This is a genomic window from Mycobacteroides sp. CBMA 271, assembly GCF_009729205.1.
GTDB lineage: Bacteria > Actinomycetota > Actinomycetes > Mycobacteriales > Mycobacteriaceae > Mycobacterium.
The window spans coordinates 249,172-271,041 of the sequence record NZ_VTHB01000002.1 but is presented as its reverse complement, the minus strand read 5'-3'; the positions used below and the strand labels follow the sequence as shown (position 1 = coordinate 271,041).

The following is a 21,870-nucleotide window of genomic DNA, read 5'->3' as shown; positions in this document are numbered from 1 at the left end:
GTCGGGATGTATCTGCGATCGGCGCGCACGCGGGCCGTGCTGTGGATTGCGATTCGCGCGCCCTTCAGCGCTGGGGGTTGCCCGATGGGATGTCGCGGAACCCTACGGGCGGCGTGTAGATATACGCCACGCGCCCAACGACATTGGCCACGGGAACACTCGCGTCCGGTTGGTCGCCGGTGCACCACACCGATTGCGCGGGCCGGACGCAGTGGGCGCGCGAGTCTGCCGAGTGAGTGCGATCGTCGCCCATGACCCACAGCCGCCCGTCGGGAACTGTCACGGGTCCGAACTCAAATCCGCGACAAACCCCGGTATCGTCCTTCGCCGCATACGGTTCAAGGAGGGCCTTGCCATTGACCGTGAGTCCGGTACTTTCCCGGCACTGCACGGTCTGCCCGCCCACCGCGATGACACGCTTCACAAGGTCGAAGGCGCCCTTGGGACGATTGGGAATCCAGCCTTTCGGCGCGTCGAAAATGATCACCTCGCCCGGTTGCGGCGCATGGAATCGGTACGCGAGCTTGTCCACCACGACCCGCTCGCCGGGATGGATGGATGGCCGCATCCCTTCGCTCGGCACCAGATACGTCTGCGCCACGAACTCGGTCATCACGGCATAGGCCACGACGAGCGCGATCACCACGGCAACGATCACGATGGCGACCGTGCGGCCGCGATGTTTCCCCCGCTCCATGGGCAGACTCTAACGGGGGTGCGATCCCCACGGCGAGTAGTCGGCGATCAATTCTTCTTGCGGCGGTCGCTGCGCCTCGGGGACGTGAATCAGGTTGATCCGCACCCGGTACCAGACCGAGCTCGGACCACGCATGCCGTCAAGCAAGATGTCTTGTGGTTCAAGCAATTCAGCCGTGGCGGGATACCTGTCCCGCCATACGCCCAGCGCCGCTTCGGCTTCCGGCTTGGTCTTCGTTCGCGCGATCTCGATCAAGGGCATCGCCGATTGCCGCCGTCCGTCGCGGGAGGCACCCTTCGGCGCCTTCTCCGCCGGACCCAGTTCGGCGGCCAACTCAAGTAGCTGATCCAGCGCCCCGGTGGCGTCATCCATGCCGCGCCATGGATCACCGATCTCGGCGAAGCGCTCGCGCACCGTGCGCACGGTAAACGCCTCAGGGCGACAGCCCGCAACCTCATCCCAGCGCAGTGGCGTCGAGACTCGGGCGTCCGGGGTCGCGCGCACCGAGTAGGCGGAGGCCACCGTGCGGTCCTTCGCGTTCTGGTTGAAGTCGACGAACACCCCGTGGCGTTCCTCCTTCCACCACCGGCTGGTCGCGAGCTCCGGGGCGCGCCGCTCCACCTCGCGGGCCACCGTCTCAGCGGCCAGCCGCAGCTCCCGGAACGTCCAGCGCGGCGCGACCGGCGCATAGATATGGAAACCGCGTGAGCCAGAGGTCTTCGGCCAGGCAGTCAGCCCGTGATCCTCCAGGACCGCGCGCACGACGAATGCGACATCGAGGATCTGGTTCCAGCGCACTCCTGGCATCGGGTCGAGGTCGATGCGCAGCTCATCGGGATGGTCCAGATCGTCGGCGCGCACCGGGTGCGGATTGAGGTCAACGCAACCCAGGTTGACCACCCAGGCCAGCGACGCCGCGTCGGTCACCACGGCTTCCCGTGCGGAGGTTCCGCGTGCGTAGTGCAGCTCGGCCGACGCGATCCAGTCCGGCCGCTTCTCGGGCACGCGTTTCTGAAAGACCGCCTCCTGTGCGATCCCCTTGACGAATCGCTTCAGGATCATCGGCCGATCTCGGACCCCACGCAGCGCGCCCTCCGCGATATCGAGGTAGTACTGGACCAGGTCGAGCTTGGTGATACATGGCTCGGGATAGATCACTTTGTCGGGGTGCGTGATGGTGACATCGCGTCCCGCAATCTGCAGCACCTCGTCTGCCATGGCGTCATCGTAGGGCTGCAGGCCGACTTTCCTGGGTAGTTCGAGACTCGCCCCGACCGACCGGTTGGGTGCACCACTGAGAGCGAGGTCACATAGGCTGTCGAACATGTCGATCACCGCCGAACGGCCGCTCTTCTCGAAGCTTCAGACCTTGGCGAAGCGCGGTGGCGCTGAGCTGCACTATCTCCGCAAGGTCATCGAGGCCGGCATGCTCAAGCTTGATCCGCCGAACGTGCTCGCCGCGATCGGCCGCGACCTGTACCGATTCGGCGAGATCGGTGCGGTGCCGTCATTTGCCGCGCACCGTAGCCCCACCCAGACCGCGATCATCGACGACGAGGGCTCCCTCACCTACGCCGAGCTGAATGACAGCATCAACGCGCTCGCGCACGGCCTGATTCGCCTGGGGATCAAGGGTGGTGACGGTGTCGCGATCCTGGCCCGCAACCACCGCTGGTTCATCATCGCCAACTACGCCGCACACCGCGCCGGGGCCCGCGTCATCTTGCTCAACACCGACTTCTCCGGCCCGCAGACCAAAGAGGTTGCCGACCGCGAGGGCGCCCGTCTGCTCATCTATGACACGGAGTACACCGAGTTCCTGGACGGCTACAGCCCCGAGTTGGGCCGGTTGGCGGCACTGCCCACCAACCCGGAGAACCCGGACCAGCCGGCCCCCGAGGATGAGACGCTTGAGTCCGTCATCAAGCGCAATAGCACCACACCTGCACCTCGCCCGGCGAAGTACTCGTCTTTGGTGATCCTCACCAGTGGCACCACCGGTACACCGAAGGGTGCGCCGCGCAAGTTGGCGCTGACCTTGGCGCCCGTCGGCGGCATGTTCTCGCACGTTCCGTTTCGCTCGGGCGAGATCACCTCGGTGCCCGCACCCATGTTCCACGCCCTCGGCTACCTACATCAGAGCCTTGCGTTGTCCCTGGGATGCACGCTCATCCTGCATCGGAAGTTCAAGCCCGAGAACGTACTTGCCGATATCGAGAAGCATCGAGTCACCGCGATCGTGGTGGTGCCGGTGATGCTCAATCGGCTGCTGAACGCCCTCGATGAGGCCGAGAGCAAGCCCGACTTGTCCTCGTTGCGTATTGCTTTCGTGTCGGGCTCGCAGCTCGGCGGCGAGCTGGCCAGCCGCGCGTTGGACACCCTGGGCCCGGTGATCTACAACCTGTACGGCTCGACCGAGGTGGCCTTCGCGACCATCGCCCGGCCACAAGACCTCGCCATCAATCCGGCCACGGTGGGCCCCGTGGTCAAGGGCGCCACCGTCAAAATCCTTGACGACGAAGGCAACCCGGTTCCGCAGGGGACCATCGGTCGAATCTTCGTGGGCAACGCCATCCCGTTCGAGGGATACACGGGTGGCGGACACAAGCAGATCATTGACGGGCTCATGTCCAGTGGCGACGTTGGCTACTTCGACGAGCACGGACTGCTGTACGTCTCCGGTCGCGACGACGAAATGATCGTCTCCGGCGGTGAGAACGTCTTCCCCGCCGAGATCGAGGACCTGATCAGCGGACACCCGGAGGTTGTCGAGGCGACTGCGCTCGGCGTCGACGATCCCGACTGGGGAGCGCGGTTGCGCGCGTTCGTGGTGCGCCACCCAGAGTCGACGCTCGACGCCGACGGCATCCGTTCCTATGTCCGAGACAACCTGGCCCGCTACAAGGTGCCGCGTGATGTTGTCTTCCTGGATATCTTGCCGCGCAACCCTTCCGGAAAGATCCTCAAGCGCCAACTGCGCGAACTGGAGGTGTAGCGCATGTCCCGGGACCACGACATCGTTTTGTACGGCGCAACGGGATACGTCGGGAAGCTCACGGCGCTCTATCTGGCTGGACGGGTGGAGGCCACCGGGGCGCGCATCGCACTGGCGGGGCGAAGCACCGAAAAGCTTGCCGCGGTCCGCGATGCGTGTGGGCCCGCGGCGAGAGACTGGCCTCTGATCGAAGCCGACACCACGCGGCCGTCAACGCTGGCAGCCATGGCCGCCTCCACCCAGGTGGTCGTCACCACTGTCGGGCCGTACACCAAGTACGGACTGCCGCTGGTGGCCGCGTGCGCCGAGGCAGGAACCGACTATGCGGATCTGACCGGTGAGGTGAACTTCATCCGGGAGAGCATCGATGTCTACGGCAAGCAGGCAGCCGACACCGGTGCCCGGATCGTGCACTGCTGCGGATTCGATTCCATCCCATCGGATCTGAGCGTGTATGCGCTGTACAAGAAGGCGCAGGAGGACGGCACAGGTGAGCTACTCGAAACCACATATGTGCTGAGCAAGTTCCGCGGCGGTGTCAGCGGTGGCACCGCGGCATCGATGGTCGAAGTGATGGAGGCCAGCGCCGAAGATCCAGAGGTGCGCCGCAATGCGCAGGATCCCTATTCGCTGAGCCCCGACCGTCCGGCCGAGCCGGAGGTGGGTCGCCAGCGTGAATTCCAAACACTGCGTGGTGAATCCGTTGCGCCGGAGCTGGCAGGTAAATGGCTGGGTGCATTCTTCATGGGACCCGTTAACACGCGAATCGTCCGGCGTAGCAATGCGCTGCTGGATTGGGGGTACGGCACTCGCATGCGCTACCGGGAAGCAATGAGTCTGGGTAGCTCGATAGTCGCCCCGGTTGCCGCCGCTGCCGTAACCGGATTTCTGACGATGGGGTTCGGACTGGGAACGCGGGTGCCGATGCCGAAATTCATTGCCCAGCGCCTACTCCCCAAGCCGGGTTCCGGACCCAGCGAGCGCACCCGGGACAAGGGCCATTACCGCGTCGAGACGTACACCACAACCACCGAGGGCGCGCGCTACCGGGCGGTCATCGCGCAAGAGGGTGATCCGGGCTACAAGGCCACCGCGGTGCTGCTCGGTGAGAGCGGACTGACCCTGGCGCTTGACCGCGCCGAATTACCAGACCGGCTAGGAGTTTTGACGCCTGCCGCCGCAATGGGCGACCCACTGCTGAAGCGGCTGCGGGTGGCCGGGGGTGTGACCGTCGAGGTCGAGCGGTTACAGGTTTCTGCGCCGGAATGAAATGATTGGAGTGAATGCATGTCGGTATCGGTGGTAGAGGCGGGGCCACAGCAGGTCGGTCGCTCAGTCGTAGTGCCCGCCTCGGCAGCGGAATTGTTCGATATCGCCGCGGACCCAAGGCGTCATCACGAACTAGACGGATCGGGTACTGTCGGTCAGAATGTGCGCGCGCCAGACCATCTCGAGGTTGGCTCGCGTTTTTCTACCAAGATGCGGATGTACGGATTTCCCTACCGCATCACTAGCGTCGTGACGCAACTCGATCCAGGCACAGTCATTGAATGGCGTCATCCTCTCGGCCACCGGTGGCGCTGGGAGTTTGACGCATTGTCGCCCACCAGCACCCGTGTCACCGAGACGTTCGACTTCCGCAACGCCGGATCGATACGAACCCTGTTGAACTACAAGCTAACCGGCTTCGTCAAGGCGAACACAAGTGGGATTGAGTCCACGCTGCAGCGGCTCCAGGGTCGGTTCAGCTAGCTTGACCGGCCCGGCCACAACGCGGTCTACCCCGCGGATTCCGTGGCAACTCGGGTGGCGGGCTCCTGTCCCAGAGTATCGAGCACGGTGACGATTTCGTTGACCACCTCGGTAGCCCGCTCGTTGGGCAGCATGTGCCCCGAGCCCGGGTAGGTGCGGAGTTCCTTCGTGCCGAGCCTGGCCGCCATTTCACGGGAATCGCTTGCCGGAGTGAGGAAATCGCGGGAACCTGCTAGAACTGCGACCGGCTTGCCGCGGTAGGGCTCCAACCCGTCGAACAGGTCGTTGTTGAGCAGGCCGTTGGCGGCTTCCTTGTAGGCGCGCGGATCGCCGGAACGAATCTGATCCCACACGCGGCTCACGTCGTACGGCCGCGGGTCACGCCCGAACACCAGCGTCGAGATGATCGGCCGCATGAGGTAACCCTGCTGAATCACCCAGCCCTGGCCCATGACACCGAGGATCACCGACTTGAGAACGCCGAAAACGGGCTCGACGATCCGTAGCGGCTTGAGGAGTTTTCCTGCGGAGGTCGCCACGAAGATCGCGCCCGATACCCGTTGTGCGACAAGGTCGGGCCGGATCTGGCCCAGGCGCATCATCGTCATGCCGCCCATCGAGTGGCCAAGGAGGATTATCTGACCCGACGGGATCTCGGCCTCGATGAACTCGGCGACATCCGAGGCGAGCTGCGTCGGAGTGACGGTGCCCTCGGGCGCGGGGTCCGACTTACCGTGCCCACGGTGGTCGATCCCTACGACGCGCAGCTCCGGGTTGCGTTCGTGCAGTGGACCGGCGACATCGTCCCACGCCTCGCGATTCTGTGTCCATCCATGCAGAAACACCACCGTGACAGGTGCGGCACGATTCCCGGTGTCGGAGAACCCAATCCGAGTTCCATCGGCCGTCACGAATAATCCCTCGCGCTGGCGCCAGGCGGTCTCGGTAGCGGTATTACGGGTCACGCGGCAGTCCTAACAGTCGCTCGGCAATGATGTTTAGCTGCACCTCGGAGGTGCCGCCGTAGATGGTGGTGGCACGGCTAGCTAGAAGATAGTCCGCCCACACGCCCGGCTCCTGGGAGGAATCGCCGATGGCGCCGTCTTGGCCGAAGTAGTTCACGACGAACTCGGCGTATCCCTGTCCCGTACGCATGCCCAGCAGCTTGGAGACCGCCGCCGATGGCATCGGGTCGCCCCCGGCGAGGGTCAACAGGGTGGAACGCAGGTTCAGCAGTCTGACGGCATGCCCCTCGGCGATGAGCTGCCCGGCCTTGTCGCGCGCGACCTCACCGAGCTCGTGCTCCCCGGCGAACTTCACCAAATCGTCCAGGCTCGCCAGGAACGGCAGATCGGAGCTCCCGATCGAAACCCGTTCGGCCGTCAAGGTGTTACGGCTAACCTCCCAGCCGCGGTCGACCTCGCCGACAACCAGCTCATCGGGCACGAACACGTCGTCGATGAACACTTCGTTGAACAACGCGCCACCGGTCATTTCGCGCAGCGGACGCACGGTGACGCCCTCGTTCTTCATATCGATCAGGAAGTAGGTGATGCCGTTGTGTTTGGGGGCGTTTGGGTCCGTCCTGGCCAGGCAGGTGCCCCAGTGGGCGAACTGGGCCACCGAGGTCCAAATCTTCTGGCCGGTGAGGCGCCAGCCCCCGTCCACCTTGACAGCCTTGGTGGACAGCCCCGCGAGATCAGAACCGGCGCCCGGCTCAGAAAATAGTTGGCACCAGATCATTTCACCGCGGAACGTGGGCGGCAGGAAACGTTGCTTCTGCTCATTAGTGCCGTACGCAACGATGGACGGCACCAGCCAGGTGGCGATACCCAGCTGTGGCCGGCGCACCCTGCCGGTGAGGAACTCCTGGGAAATGATCACCTGCTCGATGGGGGATGCTGCCCGTCCCCACGGTGTGGGTAGGTAAGGCAGGACCCATCCGCCCTCGGCGATAGCGGTATTGCGCTGTCCGGACGGGATCTCCTTCAGGGCGGCGACTTCGGAACGAACCTCCTCGCGCAGCGCCTCGGTTTCCGGCGCCAAGTCGATGTCTACCTTGCGCAGTCCGTGCTCGAGCGCGGTACGAATGACGCTCGCCGCCGTGCTGCCGGAACGGCCCAGGGAGGCAATGAGACCCAGCGCCCTGCGGTAGTAGATATGGGCGTCGTGCTCCCAGGTATAGCCGATACCACCGTGCACCTGAATGCAATCCTGAGCGCACTGCTGGGCCGCCGCGGGTGCCAGGGTGGCGGCCACCGAGGCCGCGAACTCCACCACGCCGGGTGCCTCGTCGGCGTCGTCGAGGGCGCGGGCGGCGTCCCACACGGCGGCGGTGGCGCGTTCGGTGACGGCCGCCATGGTGGCGCACTTGTGTTTGATGCCCTGGAATTGCCCAATGGGCCGGCCGAATTGCTCACGCACCTTGGCGTATTCGGATGCAGTGTCGGTGGCCCAGCGAGCGACGCCCACCGCTTCGGCGGAGATGATCGTGGAGATGATGCTGGTGGCCTGCGCATCGGTGAGACCGCGCAGCACGCGATCGCCGGGAACCTGTGCGCCGGCCCCCGTCACATGTGCGACGGGTCGCAGCGGATCCACGCTCTGCTGCGGGGCAAGGGCGACGTCGTCGGCACTGAGCACGACCCACACGCGATCGTTGCCGACCGAGACCGGGGCCACCACGTATGCGGCCGATGCCGCTGATGGCACCGAACGTGCCTGTCCGTCCACGGTGAGGCCGTCGCCGGATGCCGTTGCGGTGAAGGACGATGCGGAGGAGAAGGTAGCGATAGATGCACCGGACGCGAGATCGGCCAGCAGCGGGTGGTTGGGATCGTGGGCGCTGATGAGTGCGCTCGCGATGGCTGAGGGAACGAACGGCCCGGGGACGGCGCCGCGCCCGAACTCAGCGACGACAATCGCCAGCTCCAATACTCCAAAGCCTTGGCCGCCAACAGATTCAGCGAGGTGTACGGAGGTGAGGCCCTGATCGGCGGCGGCCTTCCAGAATGGGGGAGGCCACGGCAGCGGTGTTTCGAGCGTCTCGTGGAGCAGCTCGGAGGGCACAACGCGCTCGACGAACGCGTGTGCCGAATCCGCTAGCGCGACGTGCTCACTGTTGATGGCGATCGGCATGTGAATGCTTCCTAACTATTCGGCACTGGGCTCGCTGTGGTTGGCGCGATCTTCGTATGCGGCACGCGCCGAGGTGCCGTGGGCGTCGAGCATAAAGTGATCCATCCCCAGCGATCGCGCTGTTGCCCCGTACATCGCGCGGGGCAACATGGCAGTAGTCCGAAACATGGGTCCGAGTTTCTTGGGCACCATGACGGGGAACTTGCCTTTGCGGACGGCCTTGAGTACGCCGGCAGCAATGTCTTCGGGCTGAACGATTCCCAGCAGCCAGTGCTTTTCGAGGCCCGCCACCAGCTCGGTGTTGACCACACCGGGCATCACGCAGACCACAGAGATGTTGTCGTCCTTGAGCTCGAGGGTCAGTGATTCGCAGAGGCCGATCACCGCCCACTTCGTCGCGCAGTATGTGGCGAGGCCCGGCACGCCCATCTTGCCTGCCGCGGACGCGATGTTGACGATCACGCCGCCGCGACGCGGTTTCATCCGTGTGATCGCAAGCTGGCTGCCCCACATGACGCCGCGCACGTTGATATCGAGCTGGCGCTGAATGGATTCCAGCGACTCTTCCCCGAACGGGGTGATGGGCATGATGCCTGCGTTGTTGACGATCACGTCGACGGGTCCGACGGTGGCCGCGATGGTGTCGAAGAAGGCTTCGAAGCTGCCGTGATCGGTGACATCGAGAGGCAGGCCGATGGTGCCGCTTCCGATCTCGGCGGCAGTGTTCTCGCACATTTTCTTGTCGATGTCGCCGATTGCGACCTTCGCTCCCTCGGCGGCGAACGCCGTGGCGATGGCCCGTCCGATTCCACGTGCTCCGCCGGTAATTGCCACGACCTTGCCTGCGAGCTGTACAGCTGTTCCCATTCGTCCTCCCACGCCATTGTGGTTCGTTTACGAATACTCTCTAGTGTAAATCTCGGGTGCTAGCTTAGCGCACGCGGTCAGCTAGCGGCAGCCCGTCGTGCAGGCGCCGGCAGTTGGCGATCGCGTGGTCAAGGTAGCGCGTCATGGTGTCGGCCGTGAACCAGGTGACATGCGGCGTGACCACCACATTCGGCAGCGTCAACAGCGGGTTATCCGATGAAACCGGTTCTTGTGCAAAGACATCCAATCCGGCAGCGCCCAGCGGGCCATACCGCAGGGCGTTGACCAGGGCTGCCTCCTCGACGACTGCGCCGCGGGAGGTGTTCACCAAGACCGATCCGGGCTTCATCCGGCCCAGCGCCGCGGCGTCGAGCATGCTGGTGGTCTTGTCGGTGAGCGGCAGATGCAGCGACACTATGTCGCTGCTGGTCAGCAGGTCGTCCAGGCCGTGCCACGTAGCTGTGTCGTCATCGCGGGTACTCGTATGCAGCACCGTTGCACCCATCGCCAGCAGGATCTTCTCCAGCGTCTTGGCGATGTTGCCGTACCCCACCAATCCGACTGTGCAGGAGCCGATATCGCGTACGGTGTCGCCGAGCGACTGATCGGTTGGCCAGCCCTGCCCGGCGCGGGTCTCCCGATCCAGCCGCGGCAGCTGTCGCAGCGCCGCGAGCATCAGCAGCAGAGCGCCCTCCGCGACTGATGGCGCGTTGGCCCCGGGCATATTCGCGACGGCCACCCCCTGGTCGGTGGCGGCGTCCAGCGCGATGGTGTTCACCCCGGCGCCGAACTTGTGGATCAACCGCAGCCGTTCGCCCTTCGAAATGTCGTCATCGGAGAGTGGACGCAGTACATGCCAGAGCACCTCGGCATGCGGTAACTCGGCGTAAAACGCGTCGTCATCATCCTCGGCGCAGAAATGCACGTCGAGCCAATCGACATGCGGCGCAAGCTGTTCACGGACCCGTGGACCGCACGGAAAGTGGGCGAGAACTCTGAGTCGACGATCTTCGCCCGAGAGGCTCATCTCACCACCGCTTGCTTGCCCACTCCGCGATGGTATCGGCCTGCTCCTGGCGAGCTCCGGGGTTCTGGAAGTAGTGATCGGCGTCGATAGAGGCCCGCGACTTGTCGGTCGAGCCCAGGGCGTCGTAAATGCGCTGGGCATCGGACGGGAAGACCCCGGTATCGCCGTCGGCGTTGATGACCAGCGCGGGGACGTTGACATCGGCCAGGTGAGGTTCGGCGCGGGTCTGGGCGTGAGACAGGCTCCACATACCCAGCCAGTTCTTCAGTGTGGTGGCACAACCGATTCCGAATGTCGAACGATTGGCCTTCACCGGCACGCCCGCGTAGCAGAGGTTCGCCGGCCGCTTCGTCGGTTCCAGGGTGGGATCGACCATGCGCGGATCCGCCCAGGTGCGATGCACGGTGAAAGCGCTGTCGCTGAACCCGGCGGCGCGTACCCGGGCGAGCTCTTCGATGGCCCAGGCAGTGATCCGGTGGTTGCGCGCCACTTGTCCCTCGCGATACTTGGCGACGAAGACGGGGGAGTAGGCCGGACCGTTCTCCTCATTGAACAGATCGAGCGAGGGATCGGTGGAGGCCGGATCGCTCTCGTCGATCACCGAGGCATCCATCCAGTCGGTCAGCACATCGGGGCGGCCCAGATGTGCGGCGCTGGCGACATAACCCGCGGCGGCGGGCAGGCTGTCTAGCCCTTCGGCCGGACGCATACCGTCCAGCGGCGTCACTTTGGGTGCGACCGACTGCGACTGGTATGCCGACATCAGCGATCCTCCGCCCGAATTGCCCAGCAGCAAGACAGTTTCCACGCCGGCCTGTTCCTGCAGCCAGCGCACACCCACCCCGATGTCGACTAGGGCGTGATCGAGCAGGAAGTGGCTTTCGAATCCGCGGAATCGGGTGTTCCAGCCCAGGAATCCGTATCCGTGGCGGGCCAGGTACTCGGCGATGTAGTGCTCGGAGAAGTCGATTTGATAATGGGTTGCGATGAAGGCGATCTTGGGTCTGGTGCCGGCGGCCCGGTGGTACAGACCCTGGCAGGGATGACCGCCGGCTCCGTTGCGTCCGGCGGTCGATGAGGGCAGACCGATGAATTCTCGTTCGACGGTCACTTCGGTGGGCATTTAGCAGATCTCCTTGGAATAGATGGCGCGGTAACAGATTCCGGCCAGGGTGTCGATGCAGGCATCGTCGTCGACGCTGGCCGCATTGCCCTGGCTGAGCTGGTTGTAGGCGAACTGATTCATCATCGAGACGATCGCAGTGGCCATGAGGTGCGGGTCATCGCCGGGGCTGTAGCCGTCACGCTGTGCGCGTTTGATGGTGGTGGTGAGGAAATCGATTGGCTCGGAGCATATTTGATTCCAGAATGCCGCGAACTCCGGATTGATCATGGCCAGCTGCGACACGCTGATCATCTCGGCGAGCTGATGGCGCCAGGTCAGCCAGTGTGCGGTGGCGACGTCCCGTGCGCGCTGCTTGTTGGAGCGCCCATGCTGGGTAGCGGCCGAGACGCGCTCCTGCGCCTCGGTACGAAATCGCATGGCCCACTGCGCGACCATCGCCTCTTTGGAGTCGTAGTAGTTGTAGAACGACGCCGTGGACCGGCCGGCCTCTGCTGCGATGTCGGCGACGGTGGTGGCGAGAATTCCTTTGTGGGCAATGACAGTTCGTGCGGCCTCGTCGATGGCGGCCTGGGTTTGACGGCCGCGCACAGTGGGTTGAACCACCATCACCCCTCGTCTACTTGCCGAATCGGTATTGACCTGTTTCTGAATCTGATGTTAGATTCAGATTAGCGTAAAACGCAAGGCTGTCATGCGGTCGGATCAAGGAGGCTCCCCGTGACGATGATCAAACCGAACAACCCCAACTCGGAGTTCGAGTTCGGTGGGTTTAACCATGTTGCGCTTGTGTGTTCGGACATGAAGCGCACCGTTGACTTCTACACCAACGTGCTGGGTATGCCGCTCATCAAGTCGCTCGACCTTCCCATGGGGCAGGGGCAGCACTTCTTTCTCGATGCCGGCGGTGGCGACAGCCTGGCATTCTTCTGGTTCAAAGATGCACCGGATGGGGTGCCCGGGATATCGGCACCCGCCGCCATCCCGGGCATCGGCGATATCGTGAGCGCCGTGAGCTCCATGAACCACATCTCGCTGCACGTTCCCGCCGAGAAGTTCGACGAGTACCGCGTGAAGCTCAAGTCCAAGGGCGTACGGGTGGGGCCGATCCTCAACCACGACGAGAGTGAGTTTCAGGTATCGAAGGAACTGCACCCGGGCGTGTACGTGCGGTCGTTCTACTTCTTGGATCCTGACGGCATTACTCTCGAATTCGCCTGTTGGACCAAGGAATTCACCGCCGATGATCTGAAGGTCGCGCCCAAGACCGCCGCGGAACGTACCCCGCGAGAGGTCGCTACCGCCTAGTCGGCTCGAGGAGTCGGGTGAGTGCGTCGATAAGCTCATCCGTGCTGAGTTTCAGCTGGCCGGATACCCATGCGGCGAGAGTCTGCCCAACGCCGCCGACAGCGAAATAGGCTGCAGCCCTCATTGATTCGTTGTCCGCGAGCTGATATGTCTTGTTCAGATGCTGGCCGGACAGGGCTGCGAACAGGTCCCATGTCGTGTTACGTCGGTGGGCAATCACCGAATTGGCGGGATTGATGCTGAACAAGAGTGTGCCGATTCGCCGATCCTCGGCGATGGTGTGCACGATGTTGGCGATGCCGGCCGCGGTCTTCTCGCGCATCGGCGCCGCGTCCACGGCCTGCTGGGTGGTTGCGGCGACCTGGCCGACGATTCCGTCGTACACCTCGGCGCTCAGCTGATCGAGGTCGGTGAAGTTCTCGTAGAAGTACCTGGCCACCACGCCGGCGTGCTTGCAGACGCCGCGGACTGTGAGATTGGGCGCGGGGCCGGAGGTGAGAAGGTCCAGCCCGGCGTCCAGCAGCCGACTTCGGCGCTCGGCCTGGCGATCCGGGGCCTGGATGCCCCCGTAGACCCGCGATGACGTCACCACCACATCTTGACAGGTGGCGGCCCGTTGGAACATATTTGAGAACAAGTGTTCGCAGATATAAGGGGTCAATGGTGACTATCGAGCGGGTATCAGAGGTCGAAGGTCGGATCGTCGAGGACGGCGGACCCGGCTCGCGGAGCCGCCGCAACGAGCCGGTGCCATCGCCTGCGCGGCTGTCGCCGTGGTGGTCCTGGCGGCGCCAGCCCAATATGGCGGACAACATGATGGGGTTGGCCCTGTTGGCGGGGCCGGCCAACGTCATCATGCAGTTGGCTCGCCCCGGTGTGGGGTATGGCGTGGTCGACAGCACGGTGGAGAGCGGGCGCGCCGATCTGCATCCGATCAAGCGAGCCCGGACCACCTTCACCTACCTGGCGGTCGCCTCAATGGGCAGCCCTGAACAGAAGGCGGCGTTCCGAAAGGCCACCAATCGGTCCCATGCGCAGGTGCGTTCGGCCCCCGGTGACGCGGTGCAATACAACGCCTTCAACCCCGAACTGCAGAAGTGGGTGGCGATTTGTCTCTACAAGGGGTTTGTCGACGTGTACGAGGCGTTTGTGGGGCCGATGACCGCCGATATGGCAGAGCGGTGTTTGCAAGAAGGGGCCGTCATGGGCACCACCCTGCAGATGCCCCTGACGATGTGGCCGACGTCGTGCGCGGAATTCGACGCGTACTGGGAGCAGTCGCTGGACCTTGTCCACATTGACGACCACGTGCGTCCGTACTTGTACCGGATCGCATCGGCGTCCGTCGCGGTGCCGCGGTTCTTGCGTCGGCCGGTGGGAGCCTTCTCGCGTCTCCTCACGACCGGATTCCTTCCACAGAAGTTCCGCGACGAGATGCGGCTGCCCTGGAGTGCGTCACGCGAGCGAACCTTCGGAGCTCTTGTTCGCGTCCTTGCGGTGGCGAATCGGCTACAGCCCAACGTGCTGCGGCGCTTCCCGTTCAATGCCCTGATGATCGATCTCGACTGGAGAATTCGCACCGACCGCGACCTCGTCTGAACAATTTGAGCTAACAATCGTATCCAGTTAGCGGCATGGCGCACGCCGCACCGCGGCACTGACCATGTGGTTCACCGCTATTACCAGATTTGTTGGATGCTCTGTTCGGTTGTGGGCAAAATCTGTCACGCCGTGGAGGTGTCGCGCCCGGCATGCATCGGCGTCTTTGGCGGATGATCGCGCGTTGTCCAATGCGTTGCGCTGTGGCAAGAAATCGCTAGTGTTTTCATTGCTGGCTCGTTGGTTGGTGGTATCGAGGGCAAGCTAACTATGTACTCGATGAACTTTTTTCGACTTGCCCAATTCTTGTATTTGACCAGCTCAACTATCCAAAAATCAACAGTCCCGCAGTTCTAATCAAAGGACAATCTGTACATTTGCGATGAAGGTCGGTGACCTCTATCACAATTGCAGGCGATCAAAACGCCGGTGTTGCCAGACGGCGATTCTCTGGATACATTCCCTTCCGGGCGAAACTGGTAACGGCCGTTACAACATTTGGTGCGGCCAATGATCTGGGGACGTTCACACGATGGTTGTCATCGCAGTGCTGTGCGGAATCTTCCGCAGGTTCTGCCCAGTGACACGAGCTGTATGCATGTTGCTGTCGGGGATGTTCTGAGAGGACGCGCTCGTGGTCGCGGTGAACGAAGGATCGCCTGCGCCGCCTCGGCTGAGAGGCCGGATCGGCAGCGTCCGGCGACCGCGCCGCCCGCAGACGATGGTCACACCGTCTTCAGCGGGGCATCGTGCGGCGCATTGGGGCGACGCCTACGCCCGCTGGCTCCTTGTCTTCGACACTTTGATCATCGCGGGCGCGGCATGGCTGGCCATGGCGATGCGCGACATCGACGACCCGATGAGCCGTAACGAGGTCATTCTCTGGGGCAGTTTCTGCGCCTACTGGGCCGTGATGCTCGGCGTCTACCGCAGTCGTGAGCCGCATTTCATGGGAAGCGGCAGCGAGGAGTATCGACGGGTCTTCCGGGCGACCTTCAACATGTTCGGGCTATTCACCATCGCCAGCGTTCTGGTCAAGTATCCGATCTCGCGTTTCGCTCTGGGCGTGCTGTTGGTGGCGGGATTGTCGGGACTGCTGCTCAACCGAAAGCTCTTTCGTGTCTGGCTCAATCGGCAGCGTGCGCGCGGGAGGCAGATCTTCAAGGTCGTGGTGCTCGGTGGCGACGCCGCAGCGCTGAACCTGGCCGAGAATTTCGGGCGCGACACAGCTCTCGGGTACCGCGTCGTCGGCGTGTGCGTCCCCGGGTACCTCGGTGCGCCGGGCCAGAACATCGAGGTCGCCGACCGCGTGATCCCCATCCTTGGTGCGGAGGACCGCATCGTCGCCGCGGTGATCGAGGCGGACGCGGATACCGTGGCAGTCACCGCCACCGAACAGCTCGGTCCGGAGAAGATGCGCGAATTGGCCTGGCGCCTCAGCGAGATCGGGGTCAACCTGCTGGTCTCGCCCGGTGTGTTCGACGTCGACCAGCCGCGCGTGCGGGTGCGCCCCGCAGGCTCGATGCCCTTGATTCATCTCGCGGAGCCCCAGTACGAGGGTGCATCTCGGATGCACAAGGTGCTTTTCGACCGGATCGGCGCTCTGCTGCTCATCATCGGATTCAGTCCCATCCTGCTGATCTGCGCCCTTGCAGTGAAGCTGGAGTCGCGCGGCCCGGTGTTCTACTCGGCCGAGCGCATCGGCGTGCGGTCCAGGCCCTTCCGCATGATCAAGTTCCGTTCCATGGTGGTCGGTGCCGATCAGATGGTCGCGGCATTGATGGCCGAAAATGATGGCGCCGGACCGCTTTTCAAGATGCGCGAGGATCCGCGGGTCACCATGGTGGGCCAACTCCTGCGGCGCACGAGCCTCGATGAACTGCCCCAGCTGTTCAACGTGCTGCGCGGCGAGATGAGTCTGGTCGGCCCACGCCCGCCCCTGCGCCGCGAGGTGGAGGAGTACACCGACGTCATCAAGCGCCGGCTCCTGGTCAAGCCCGGTATGACAGGCCTGTGGCAGGTGAGTGGACGGTCGGACCTGCCGTGGGATGAGGCGGTGCGTCTCGACCTGTCATACGTCGAGAACTGGTCCATGGTGTCGGACGTCTCGATCCTGTGGCGCACCTTCCGCGCGGTGGCACGTAGCGACGGGGCCTACTAGCGGCCATCCAGACTCCCGCATATGTCAACCTAGTTGTCATATTGGCGGAGTATCGTCGCGCTCATGCGTACCGACCGGGATACCTGGGATATCAACACAAGTGTCGGCTCGACCGCCCTATTCGTGGCGGCCAGCAGGGCACTTGAGGCCACGAAACCCGCACCACTGGCGGTCGACCAGTACGCCGAGGTGTTCTGCCGCGCCGCCGGCGGGGAATGGTCCGACCTGGTTGCGGGCGGCGTACCCGAACACCCGTTGCGTTCTGAGGAATTCGGCCAGTACTTCGTGAGCTTCCAGGGTGCTCGCACGCGTTACTTCGACACATACTTCGGCAGCGCGATCGAGGCAGGCGTCACGCAGGTGGTGATTCTGGCATCCGGGCTGGACTCGCGGGCCTACCGGCTGGACTGGGCGCCGGGAACGACGATCTTCGAACTGGACCAGCCTCTGGTGCATCAGTTCAAACGAGAGGTGCTCGCTGAGCGCGGAGTCGAGTCCAAGGCGACCCGTCAGGAGATCTCCGTAGACCTCCGCGAGGACTGGGCTAGGGCATTGCAGGACAAGGGGTTCAATCCGAATAGGCCATCTGCGTGGATAGTCGAGGGACTGCTGATCTATCTGCCGGCGGACGCCCAGGAGCGACTCTTCGAGGCCATCGACGAGCTCGCTGCTCCCGGCAGCTTCGTGGGTATCGAGCAGATGACAACGTACGCCGACGTGGTCTTCGACATGCTGGTGGCGGGCGCCCGTGAAAGCGGAGACGAGGCAAATTCCGATTTCTTCTCGCTGATCTACAACGAGCAGCGCAGTGAGGCAGCCACCTGGTTCCGTTGTCATGGTTGGGATTCGGGGAGAACCGAGCTGCTCGACTACCTGAACGTTTCGGGGCGCGGGATACCGCAACCGAGCCAACCGGCCTGGTATATGTTCAACTCGATCAGCCTTGTTTCGGCCGTCAAGGGTTAGTCGCGCAGGTACCGGTCCAGGAAATCGGTCATCTGGTGTAGGTAGTCGCCCTGGTTCACATGCAAGAGGTGGTTGCCGGGGAACCAATGCAGTGCGCAGCGGTCCCAGTGCTCCCAAAGCATTTCGGCCTGTTCCGGGGGCGCTAGGCGGTCCCCGAGCCCGGTGATGATGAGACGCCGTTCCTTGGGCACCACGGGCTGATAGGTGAGCGGCGACGAGTAGGCGAGTGCCCCGTCGAGCTGGTCCTGGTCGAGATGGCCGAGCCTGGCAGCGAGCTTGAGCGTGGGTTCGGCCGGAATCCAGCTGTGCAGTAGCGATTTCACATCGACCACGGGAACATTGGGAATGGCCACATCGATCCGTCGCTCCACGGTCGAGATCAAACCGGTGGTGTATCCGCCGAGTGACAAGCCCGTCAGCCCGATCTTCTCAACTCCCGTGCCGCGCAGGTAGTTCACGAATATCCGGAAGTCGTGCACGGCTTGACTCATCGATTCGGAGAAGCCGGTAAACCCGTGACTGAAGTATCCGGCTCCACTGAAGGGCGAGTACTTCTCGGCGCGTCTGCCATGGAAAGGCAGGGTGTACAACAAAATGTCGTATCCGTTGCGGAAGAACCAGGGCAGCGCGAAGAACGCACCATTGAGCAGATACGGCGACCCGAAGAACCCGTGGATGACACACAGGGTGGGGCGTGGACCGTCGTCGTGTCGCCAGTGCTGCGCGCGGGCAATGCTGTTGTGCGGAAAACGTTTCCAGTAGTCGCGCAGCGCGGGATTCCGAGCCTCATACGGGCTCTCGAAGTCGAGGTTCTCGACGGTGCCCTTCGCAAACGCGCGCGCCACGGGGCCGGCGGGACGCGAGAACACCACGGGTGTGGACTCCGGTGCCGGGAAGGACAGATCGGCATCGCCCATGGCCGCCAACTCGCCGTAGAACGCCAGGTTGTCGCGCTCGCGCGCCACGAACTCACGGTCTAGGACGACGTTAGGAGCCACCACTCCCATGACTGCCAATGCGCCCGCGGTGCGCAGTGCGATATCGGTGAGCGCGGAGGCCTCGATCAACGCGCGCTCCCGTAGCGTCCAGTCGCCGCGGCGGGGCAACTGTGGGCTTGCCGTGGGCGCCGGCCGAGGGGTGATCCGTGGTGGTCCCACAGATTCCGATAGCTCCGCTGTCATGAATGCCCCTTCGACGGTGCTAGCCACGCTGCTAGCTCACAGCGAATGCTAGGCCAACAAGATTGCTGTCACCAGATAGACGGACAGCATTCGTCCACTGATCACCTGAAAGTCCGTTATGCGCTGCGAGGCTTGACCCCTACGAAAGGGGCAGCGATGAATGAGAATTCGCGTGCATACAACAGCGTGTGGCAGCTCCGCGGAGACTCCTGGTGCCGCCTGGAAGAGGCCGCCGACCGGTTGACCCGAAGCACCACCACCGGCGCGCTCAAGGAGCAGTACGCGGCGATCTGCAAAGACCTGCTGGACAAGCTGACGCCCCTGGAACCCTACTGGGCCTACCCCGGATCGTTGCAGTTCGCCAAGGTGCAGCGTCTCTTCGGCAACGGCGCGTACGACAAGTTTGCGCAGGCGGTCTCGAGGATCAATCGGGCCCTCACTACCGAGTCCTATCGGACCGGGGACGTCGATCATGCCGGGCTGGACGATACCGACATGTTCCCCATGGATCCGCGCACGCTGGAGCAGCAGCCGACCGGCAAGCGGGACCAGCTGTATTTCGAGGTGCTCGTGGTCGCCTCCCTCACCGACGCGCAGGAGCGCGCGCTGCGCAACGAGGTGCGCAGCTGGCGTCGCCCCGACGATGAGTTCGTTTACGAGCTGGTGGTGGTGTCCAGCGGGGACGAGGCGCTGATCGCCGCCCGGCTCAATGTCAACCTGCAGGCAGCCGTGATTCGTCGCCGGTTTTCGCATCGCTCGGCCCGTGATCTGTCGACGCTCTCGGAATTCGTCGACACCCACATCTCCGATGAGCTGGCCGACCACCAATCACCGGATGAGCGTGCTCAGATTCTGGCGACCTCGCTGGCGGATCTGCGGCCCGAGATGGACCTGTACCTGATGACCGAGATCGAGGTCGAGGACATCGCGGGACGGCTGGGCCTGCACTTCCGTAGGGTGTTCCATGCGCGCGAGGGCGTGCTGGAGCTGCACCTGTCGATCCTGCACGGCGTCGCCGCGCGATATCGGACGCCGTTCTTCAGCGCACTTAGGCAGTACAGCCACCGGCCCACGGGTGTTTTTCATGCGCTGCCGATCTCCCAGGGCAAGTCAATTGTCAACTCGCACTGGATTAAAGACATGGTCAGCTTCTACGGGCTGGACGTGTTCATGGCCGAGACCTCGGCGACCTGCGGCGGGCTGGATTCGCTGCTGGAACCGACGGGCCCATTGCGCGAGGCGCAGCAGCTCGCGGCCGAGGCCTACGGCTCGCGGCACAGCTTCTTCGTCACCAACGGCACCTCGACCGCCAACAAGATCGTCACTCAATCCTTGGTGGCGCCAGGGGATATCGTGCTGCTGGACCGCAACTGTCACCAGTCGCATCACTACGGGATGATGATGGCCGGCGCCAACGTCATCTACCTTGAGGCGTACCCACTCGTCGACTACTCGATGTACGGGGCGGTGCCGCTTCGGGAGATCAAGTCAAAGCTGTTGGCCCTCAAGCAGGCCGGCAAGCTCGACCGGGTCAAGATGATCTCGCTGACCAACTGCACCTTCGATGGCATCGTCTACGACGTGCAGCGGGTCATGGAGGAATGCCTGGCCATTAAGCCGGATCTGGTGTTCCTGTGGGACGAGGCGTGGTTCGCCTTCGCGCGGTTCCATCCGGTGTACCGCAACCGCACCGCAATGGCGTCGGCGCAGAAGCTTCGGAAACGTCTGCAGGACAAGGAATACGGCAAGCGGTACGAGGAATACCTGAAGACCGAGGTTGCGACGTCGCCAACCAATGAGGACTTGCTGAACCGGCGGCTGATGCCGGACCCGGCCAAGGCCAGGGTGCGGGTGTACGCGACGCAGTCCACCCACAAGACGCTGACCTCGCTGCGGCAGGGGTCGATGATCCATGTGTATGACCAGGACTTCGATCAGAAAGTATCCGAGGCGTTCCACGAGGCATACATGGCGCACACCTCGACCTCGCCCAACTACCAGATCCTGGCGTCGCTGGATCTGGGCCGGCGCCAGGTGGCCCTTGAAGGAGTCGAGTTGGTGCAGAGGCAGATTGAGAACGCGATGCAACTGCGTGATGCGATCGACAATCACCCCCTGCTGAGCAAGTACATGTCCTGCCTGCGGACCTCGGACCTGATCCCCGACGACTTCCGGCCGTCGCATATCGCGCAACCTTTGCGTTCCGGATTGAAAAACATGGAATCGGCCTGGGCTACCGATGAATTCGTGCTGGATCCGTCGCGCATCACCCTGTCCATCGGACACACCGGCTACGACGGCGACGAGTTCAAACGCGACCAGTTGATGGACCGCCACGGTGTGCAGATCAACAAGACATCGCGAAACACCGTGCTGTTCATGACGAATATCGGCACCACGCGCAGCTCGGTGGCCTTCCTGGTAGAGGTATTGGTCAAGATCGCCCGCGAGCTCGATGAGCGCATCGGTGAGATGGGAATCGAAGAGCGGGCCCGGTTCGAGCGGCGGGTGCACCGTCTGACCGCCCAAAGCGCCGCCATGCCGAACTTCAGCGGCTTCCACCCGGCGTTCCTGGATGGGCAGACCCCCGAGGGCGACGTGCGCAAGGCGTTCTACCTGTCATACACCGACACCAACTGCGAATACCTCAGCGACGAGGAGATCATCGAGAAGCTCAACGCAGGTACCGATGTGGTGTCCGCGACCTTCGTCACGCCCTACCCGCCGGGATTCCCTGTGCTGGTGCCAGGACAGGTGTTCAGCAGGGAGATTCTGGGCTTCATCCGGACCCTTGACACCCCGGAAATCCATGGATACCAACCGGACTTCGGCTACCGCGTGTACACGGACAAGGCCATCGAGATGCTGATGCCCGTCACGGTTATCCCTAAAGCTGTAGTGGTGCAGTCTGTCCCGCAAAAAACGGGTAAGCCGGAGAAGGTGTCAGCGGAAGCCGGAAGCGGAGCGAAATCCAAGCAAAACTGAGTGCTGCCGACGGTCCGCGGGCAGCAGAAATTTCGTTTACGTTTCGTATATTTTCGACAACAAAACTTGTG

18 protein-coding genes are annotated in these 21,870 nt (G+C 63.4%); 8 read left to right on the top strand and 10 right to left on the bottom strand.

Going from position 1 to position 21,870, the window contains the following annotated elements:
• Nucleotides 1–64: 64 nt before the first annotated feature.
• Both lepB and ligD read right to left on the bottom strand, forming a co-directional pair.
• Nucleotides 65–658, bottom strand: coding sequence for a signal peptidase I (gene lepB, locus FZI91_RS06690; protein ID WP_313884532.1), 594 nt, complete (start codon nucleotides 656–658; stop codon nucleotides 65–67).
• Between the two features lie 48 nt (nucleotides 659–706).
• Nucleotides 707–1,903: a non-homologous end-joining DNA ligase gene (gene ligD / locus FZI91_RS06685; protein ID WP_162526589.1), complete on the bottom strand. Its 1,197-nt coding sequence runs from the start codon at nucleotides 1,901–1,903 to the stop codon at nucleotides 707–709.
• Between the two features lie 118 nt (nucleotides 1,904–2,021).
• Here ligD and fadD2 point away from each other — a divergent pair, with 118 nt between their 5' ends.
• The 3 genes from fadD2 to FZI91_RS06670 are packed head-to-tail and all read left to right on the top strand — an operon-like array spanning nucleotide 2,022 to nucleotide 5,444.
• A complete protein-coding gene (gene fadD2, locus FZI91_RS06680; RefSeq protein WP_155938059.1) occupies nucleotides 2,022–3,692 on the top strand; it encodes a long-chain-fatty-acid--CoA ligase FadD2 in 1,671 nt (556 codons plus the stop codon).
• A gap of 3 nt (nucleotides 3,693–3,695) precedes the next feature.
• Nucleotides 3,696–4,961: a trans-acting enoyl reductase family protein gene (locus FZI91_RS06675; protein ID WP_155938058.1), complete on the top strand. Its 1,266-nt coding sequence runs from the start codon at nucleotides 3,696–3,698 to the stop codon at nucleotides 4,959–4,961.
• An 18-nt stretch (nucleotides 4,962–4,979) separates the two neighbouring features.
• Complete coding sequence (locus FZI91_RS06670; protein WP_155938057.1) at nucleotides 4,980–5,444, top strand: SRPBCC family protein; 465 nt, start codon at nucleotides 4,980–4,982, stop codon at nucleotides 5,442–5,444.
• Nucleotides 5,445–5,470: 26 nt separating this feature from the next.
• Here the strand turns inward: FZI91_RS06670 and FZI91_RS06665 are convergent, their stop codons facing one another.
• The 6 genes from FZI91_RS06665 to FZI91_RS06640 form a co-directional block, all read right to left on the bottom strand.
• Nucleotides 5,471–6,409, bottom strand: coding sequence for an alpha/beta fold hydrolase (locus tag FZI91_RS06665; RefSeq protein ID WP_162526577.1), 939 nt, complete (start codon nucleotides 6,407–6,409; stop codon nucleotides 5,471–5,473).
• Complete coding sequence (locus tag FZI91_RS06660) at nucleotides 6,399–8,582, bottom strand: acyl-CoA dehydrogenase (RefSeq protein WP_155938056.1); 2,184 nt, start codon at nucleotides 8,580–8,582, stop codon at nucleotides 6,399–6,401. The genes FZI91_RS06665 and FZI91_RS06660 overlap by 11 nt, the downstream gene beginning before the upstream one ends.
• 15 nt (nucleotides 8,583–8,597) lie before the next feature.
• Nucleotides 8,598–9,449 carry an SDR family oxidoreductase gene (locus tag FZI91_RS06655; RefSeq protein WP_155938055.1) on the bottom strand — a complete coding sequence of 284 codons (852 nt, stop codon included), beginning with the start codon at nucleotides 9,447–9,449 and terminating at the stop codon, nucleotides 8,598–8,600.
• Between the two features lie 64 nt (nucleotides 9,450–9,513).
• Nucleotides 9,514–10,476, bottom strand: a complete 963-nt coding sequence (locus FZI91_RS06650; RefSeq protein WP_155938054.1) for a 2-hydroxyacid dehydrogenase — start codon at nucleotides 10,474–10,476, stop codon at nucleotides 9,514–9,516.
• Nucleotide 10,477: 1 nt separating this feature from the next.
• A complete protein-coding gene (locus FZI91_RS06645; RefSeq protein ID WP_155938053.1) occupies nucleotides 10,478–11,599 on the bottom strand; it encodes an alpha/beta hydrolase in 1,122 nt (373 codons plus the stop codon).
• Nucleotides 11,600–12,205: a TetR/AcrR family transcriptional regulator gene (locus FZI91_RS06640; RefSeq protein ID WP_162526588.1), complete on the bottom strand. Its 606-nt coding sequence runs from the start codon at nucleotides 12,203–12,205 to the stop codon at nucleotides 11,600–11,602.
• Nucleotides 12,206–12,325: 120 nt separating this feature from the next.
• On the opposite strand from FZI91_RS06640, the gene FZI91_RS06635 reads away from it, so the two are divergent.
• Nucleotides 12,326–12,907, top strand: coding sequence for a VOC family protein (locus FZI91_RS06635; protein WP_155938556.1), 582 nt, complete (start codon nucleotides 12,326–12,328; stop codon nucleotides 12,905–12,907).
• Here FZI91_RS06635 and FZI91_RS06630 read toward each other — a convergent pair.
• The gene (locus FZI91_RS06630; RefSeq protein WP_162526576.1) at nucleotides 12,897–13,499 is read right to left on the bottom strand and encodes a TetR/AcrR family transcriptional regulator; all 603 of its coding nucleotides are present in this window, start codon (nucleotides 13,497–13,499) and stop codon (nucleotides 12,897–12,899) included. The genes FZI91_RS06635 and FZI91_RS06630 overlap by 11 nt on opposite strands.
• A gap of 68 nt (nucleotides 13,500–13,567) precedes the next feature.
• On the opposite strand from FZI91_RS06630, the gene FZI91_RS06625 reads away from it, so the two are divergent.
• From FZI91_RS06625 to FZI91_RS06615, 3 genes are all read left to right on the top strand, one after another.
• The gene (locus FZI91_RS06625) at nucleotides 13,568–14,506 is read left to right on the top strand and encodes an oxygenase MpaB family protein (RefSeq protein WP_155938050.1); all 939 of its coding nucleotides are present in this window, start codon (nucleotides 13,568–13,570) and stop codon (nucleotides 14,504–14,506) included.
• Between the two features lie 634 nt (nucleotides 14,507–15,140).
• Nucleotides 15,141–16,667, top strand: a complete 1,527-nt coding sequence (locus FZI91_RS06620; protein WP_309224183.1) for a sugar transferase — start codon at nucleotides 15,141–15,143, stop codon at nucleotides 16,665–16,667.
• A gap of 63 nt (nucleotides 16,668–16,730) precedes the next feature.
• Complete coding sequence (locus tag FZI91_RS06615) at nucleotides 16,731–17,633, top strand: class I SAM-dependent methyltransferase (RefSeq protein WP_155938049.1); 903 nt, start codon at nucleotides 16,731–16,733, stop codon at nucleotides 17,631–17,633.
• Here the strand turns inward: FZI91_RS06615 and FZI91_RS06610 are convergent.
• Complete coding sequence (locus FZI91_RS06610) at nucleotides 17,630–18,814, bottom strand: S9 family peptidase (protein ID WP_155938048.1); 1,185 nt, start codon at nucleotides 18,812–18,814, stop codon at nucleotides 17,630–17,632. The genes FZI91_RS06615 and FZI91_RS06610 overlap by 4 nt on opposite strands.
• A 156-nt stretch (nucleotides 18,815–18,970) precedes the next feature.
• Here FZI91_RS06610 and FZI91_RS06605 point away from each other — a divergent pair, with 156 nt between their 5' ends.
• Nucleotides 18,971–21,799, top strand: coding sequence for an aminotransferase class I/II-fold pyridoxal phosphate-dependent enzyme (locus FZI91_RS06605; protein ID WP_155938047.1), 2,829 nt, complete (start codon nucleotides 18,971–18,973; stop codon nucleotides 21,797–21,799).
• Nucleotides 21,800–21,870 lie beyond the last annotated feature (71 nt).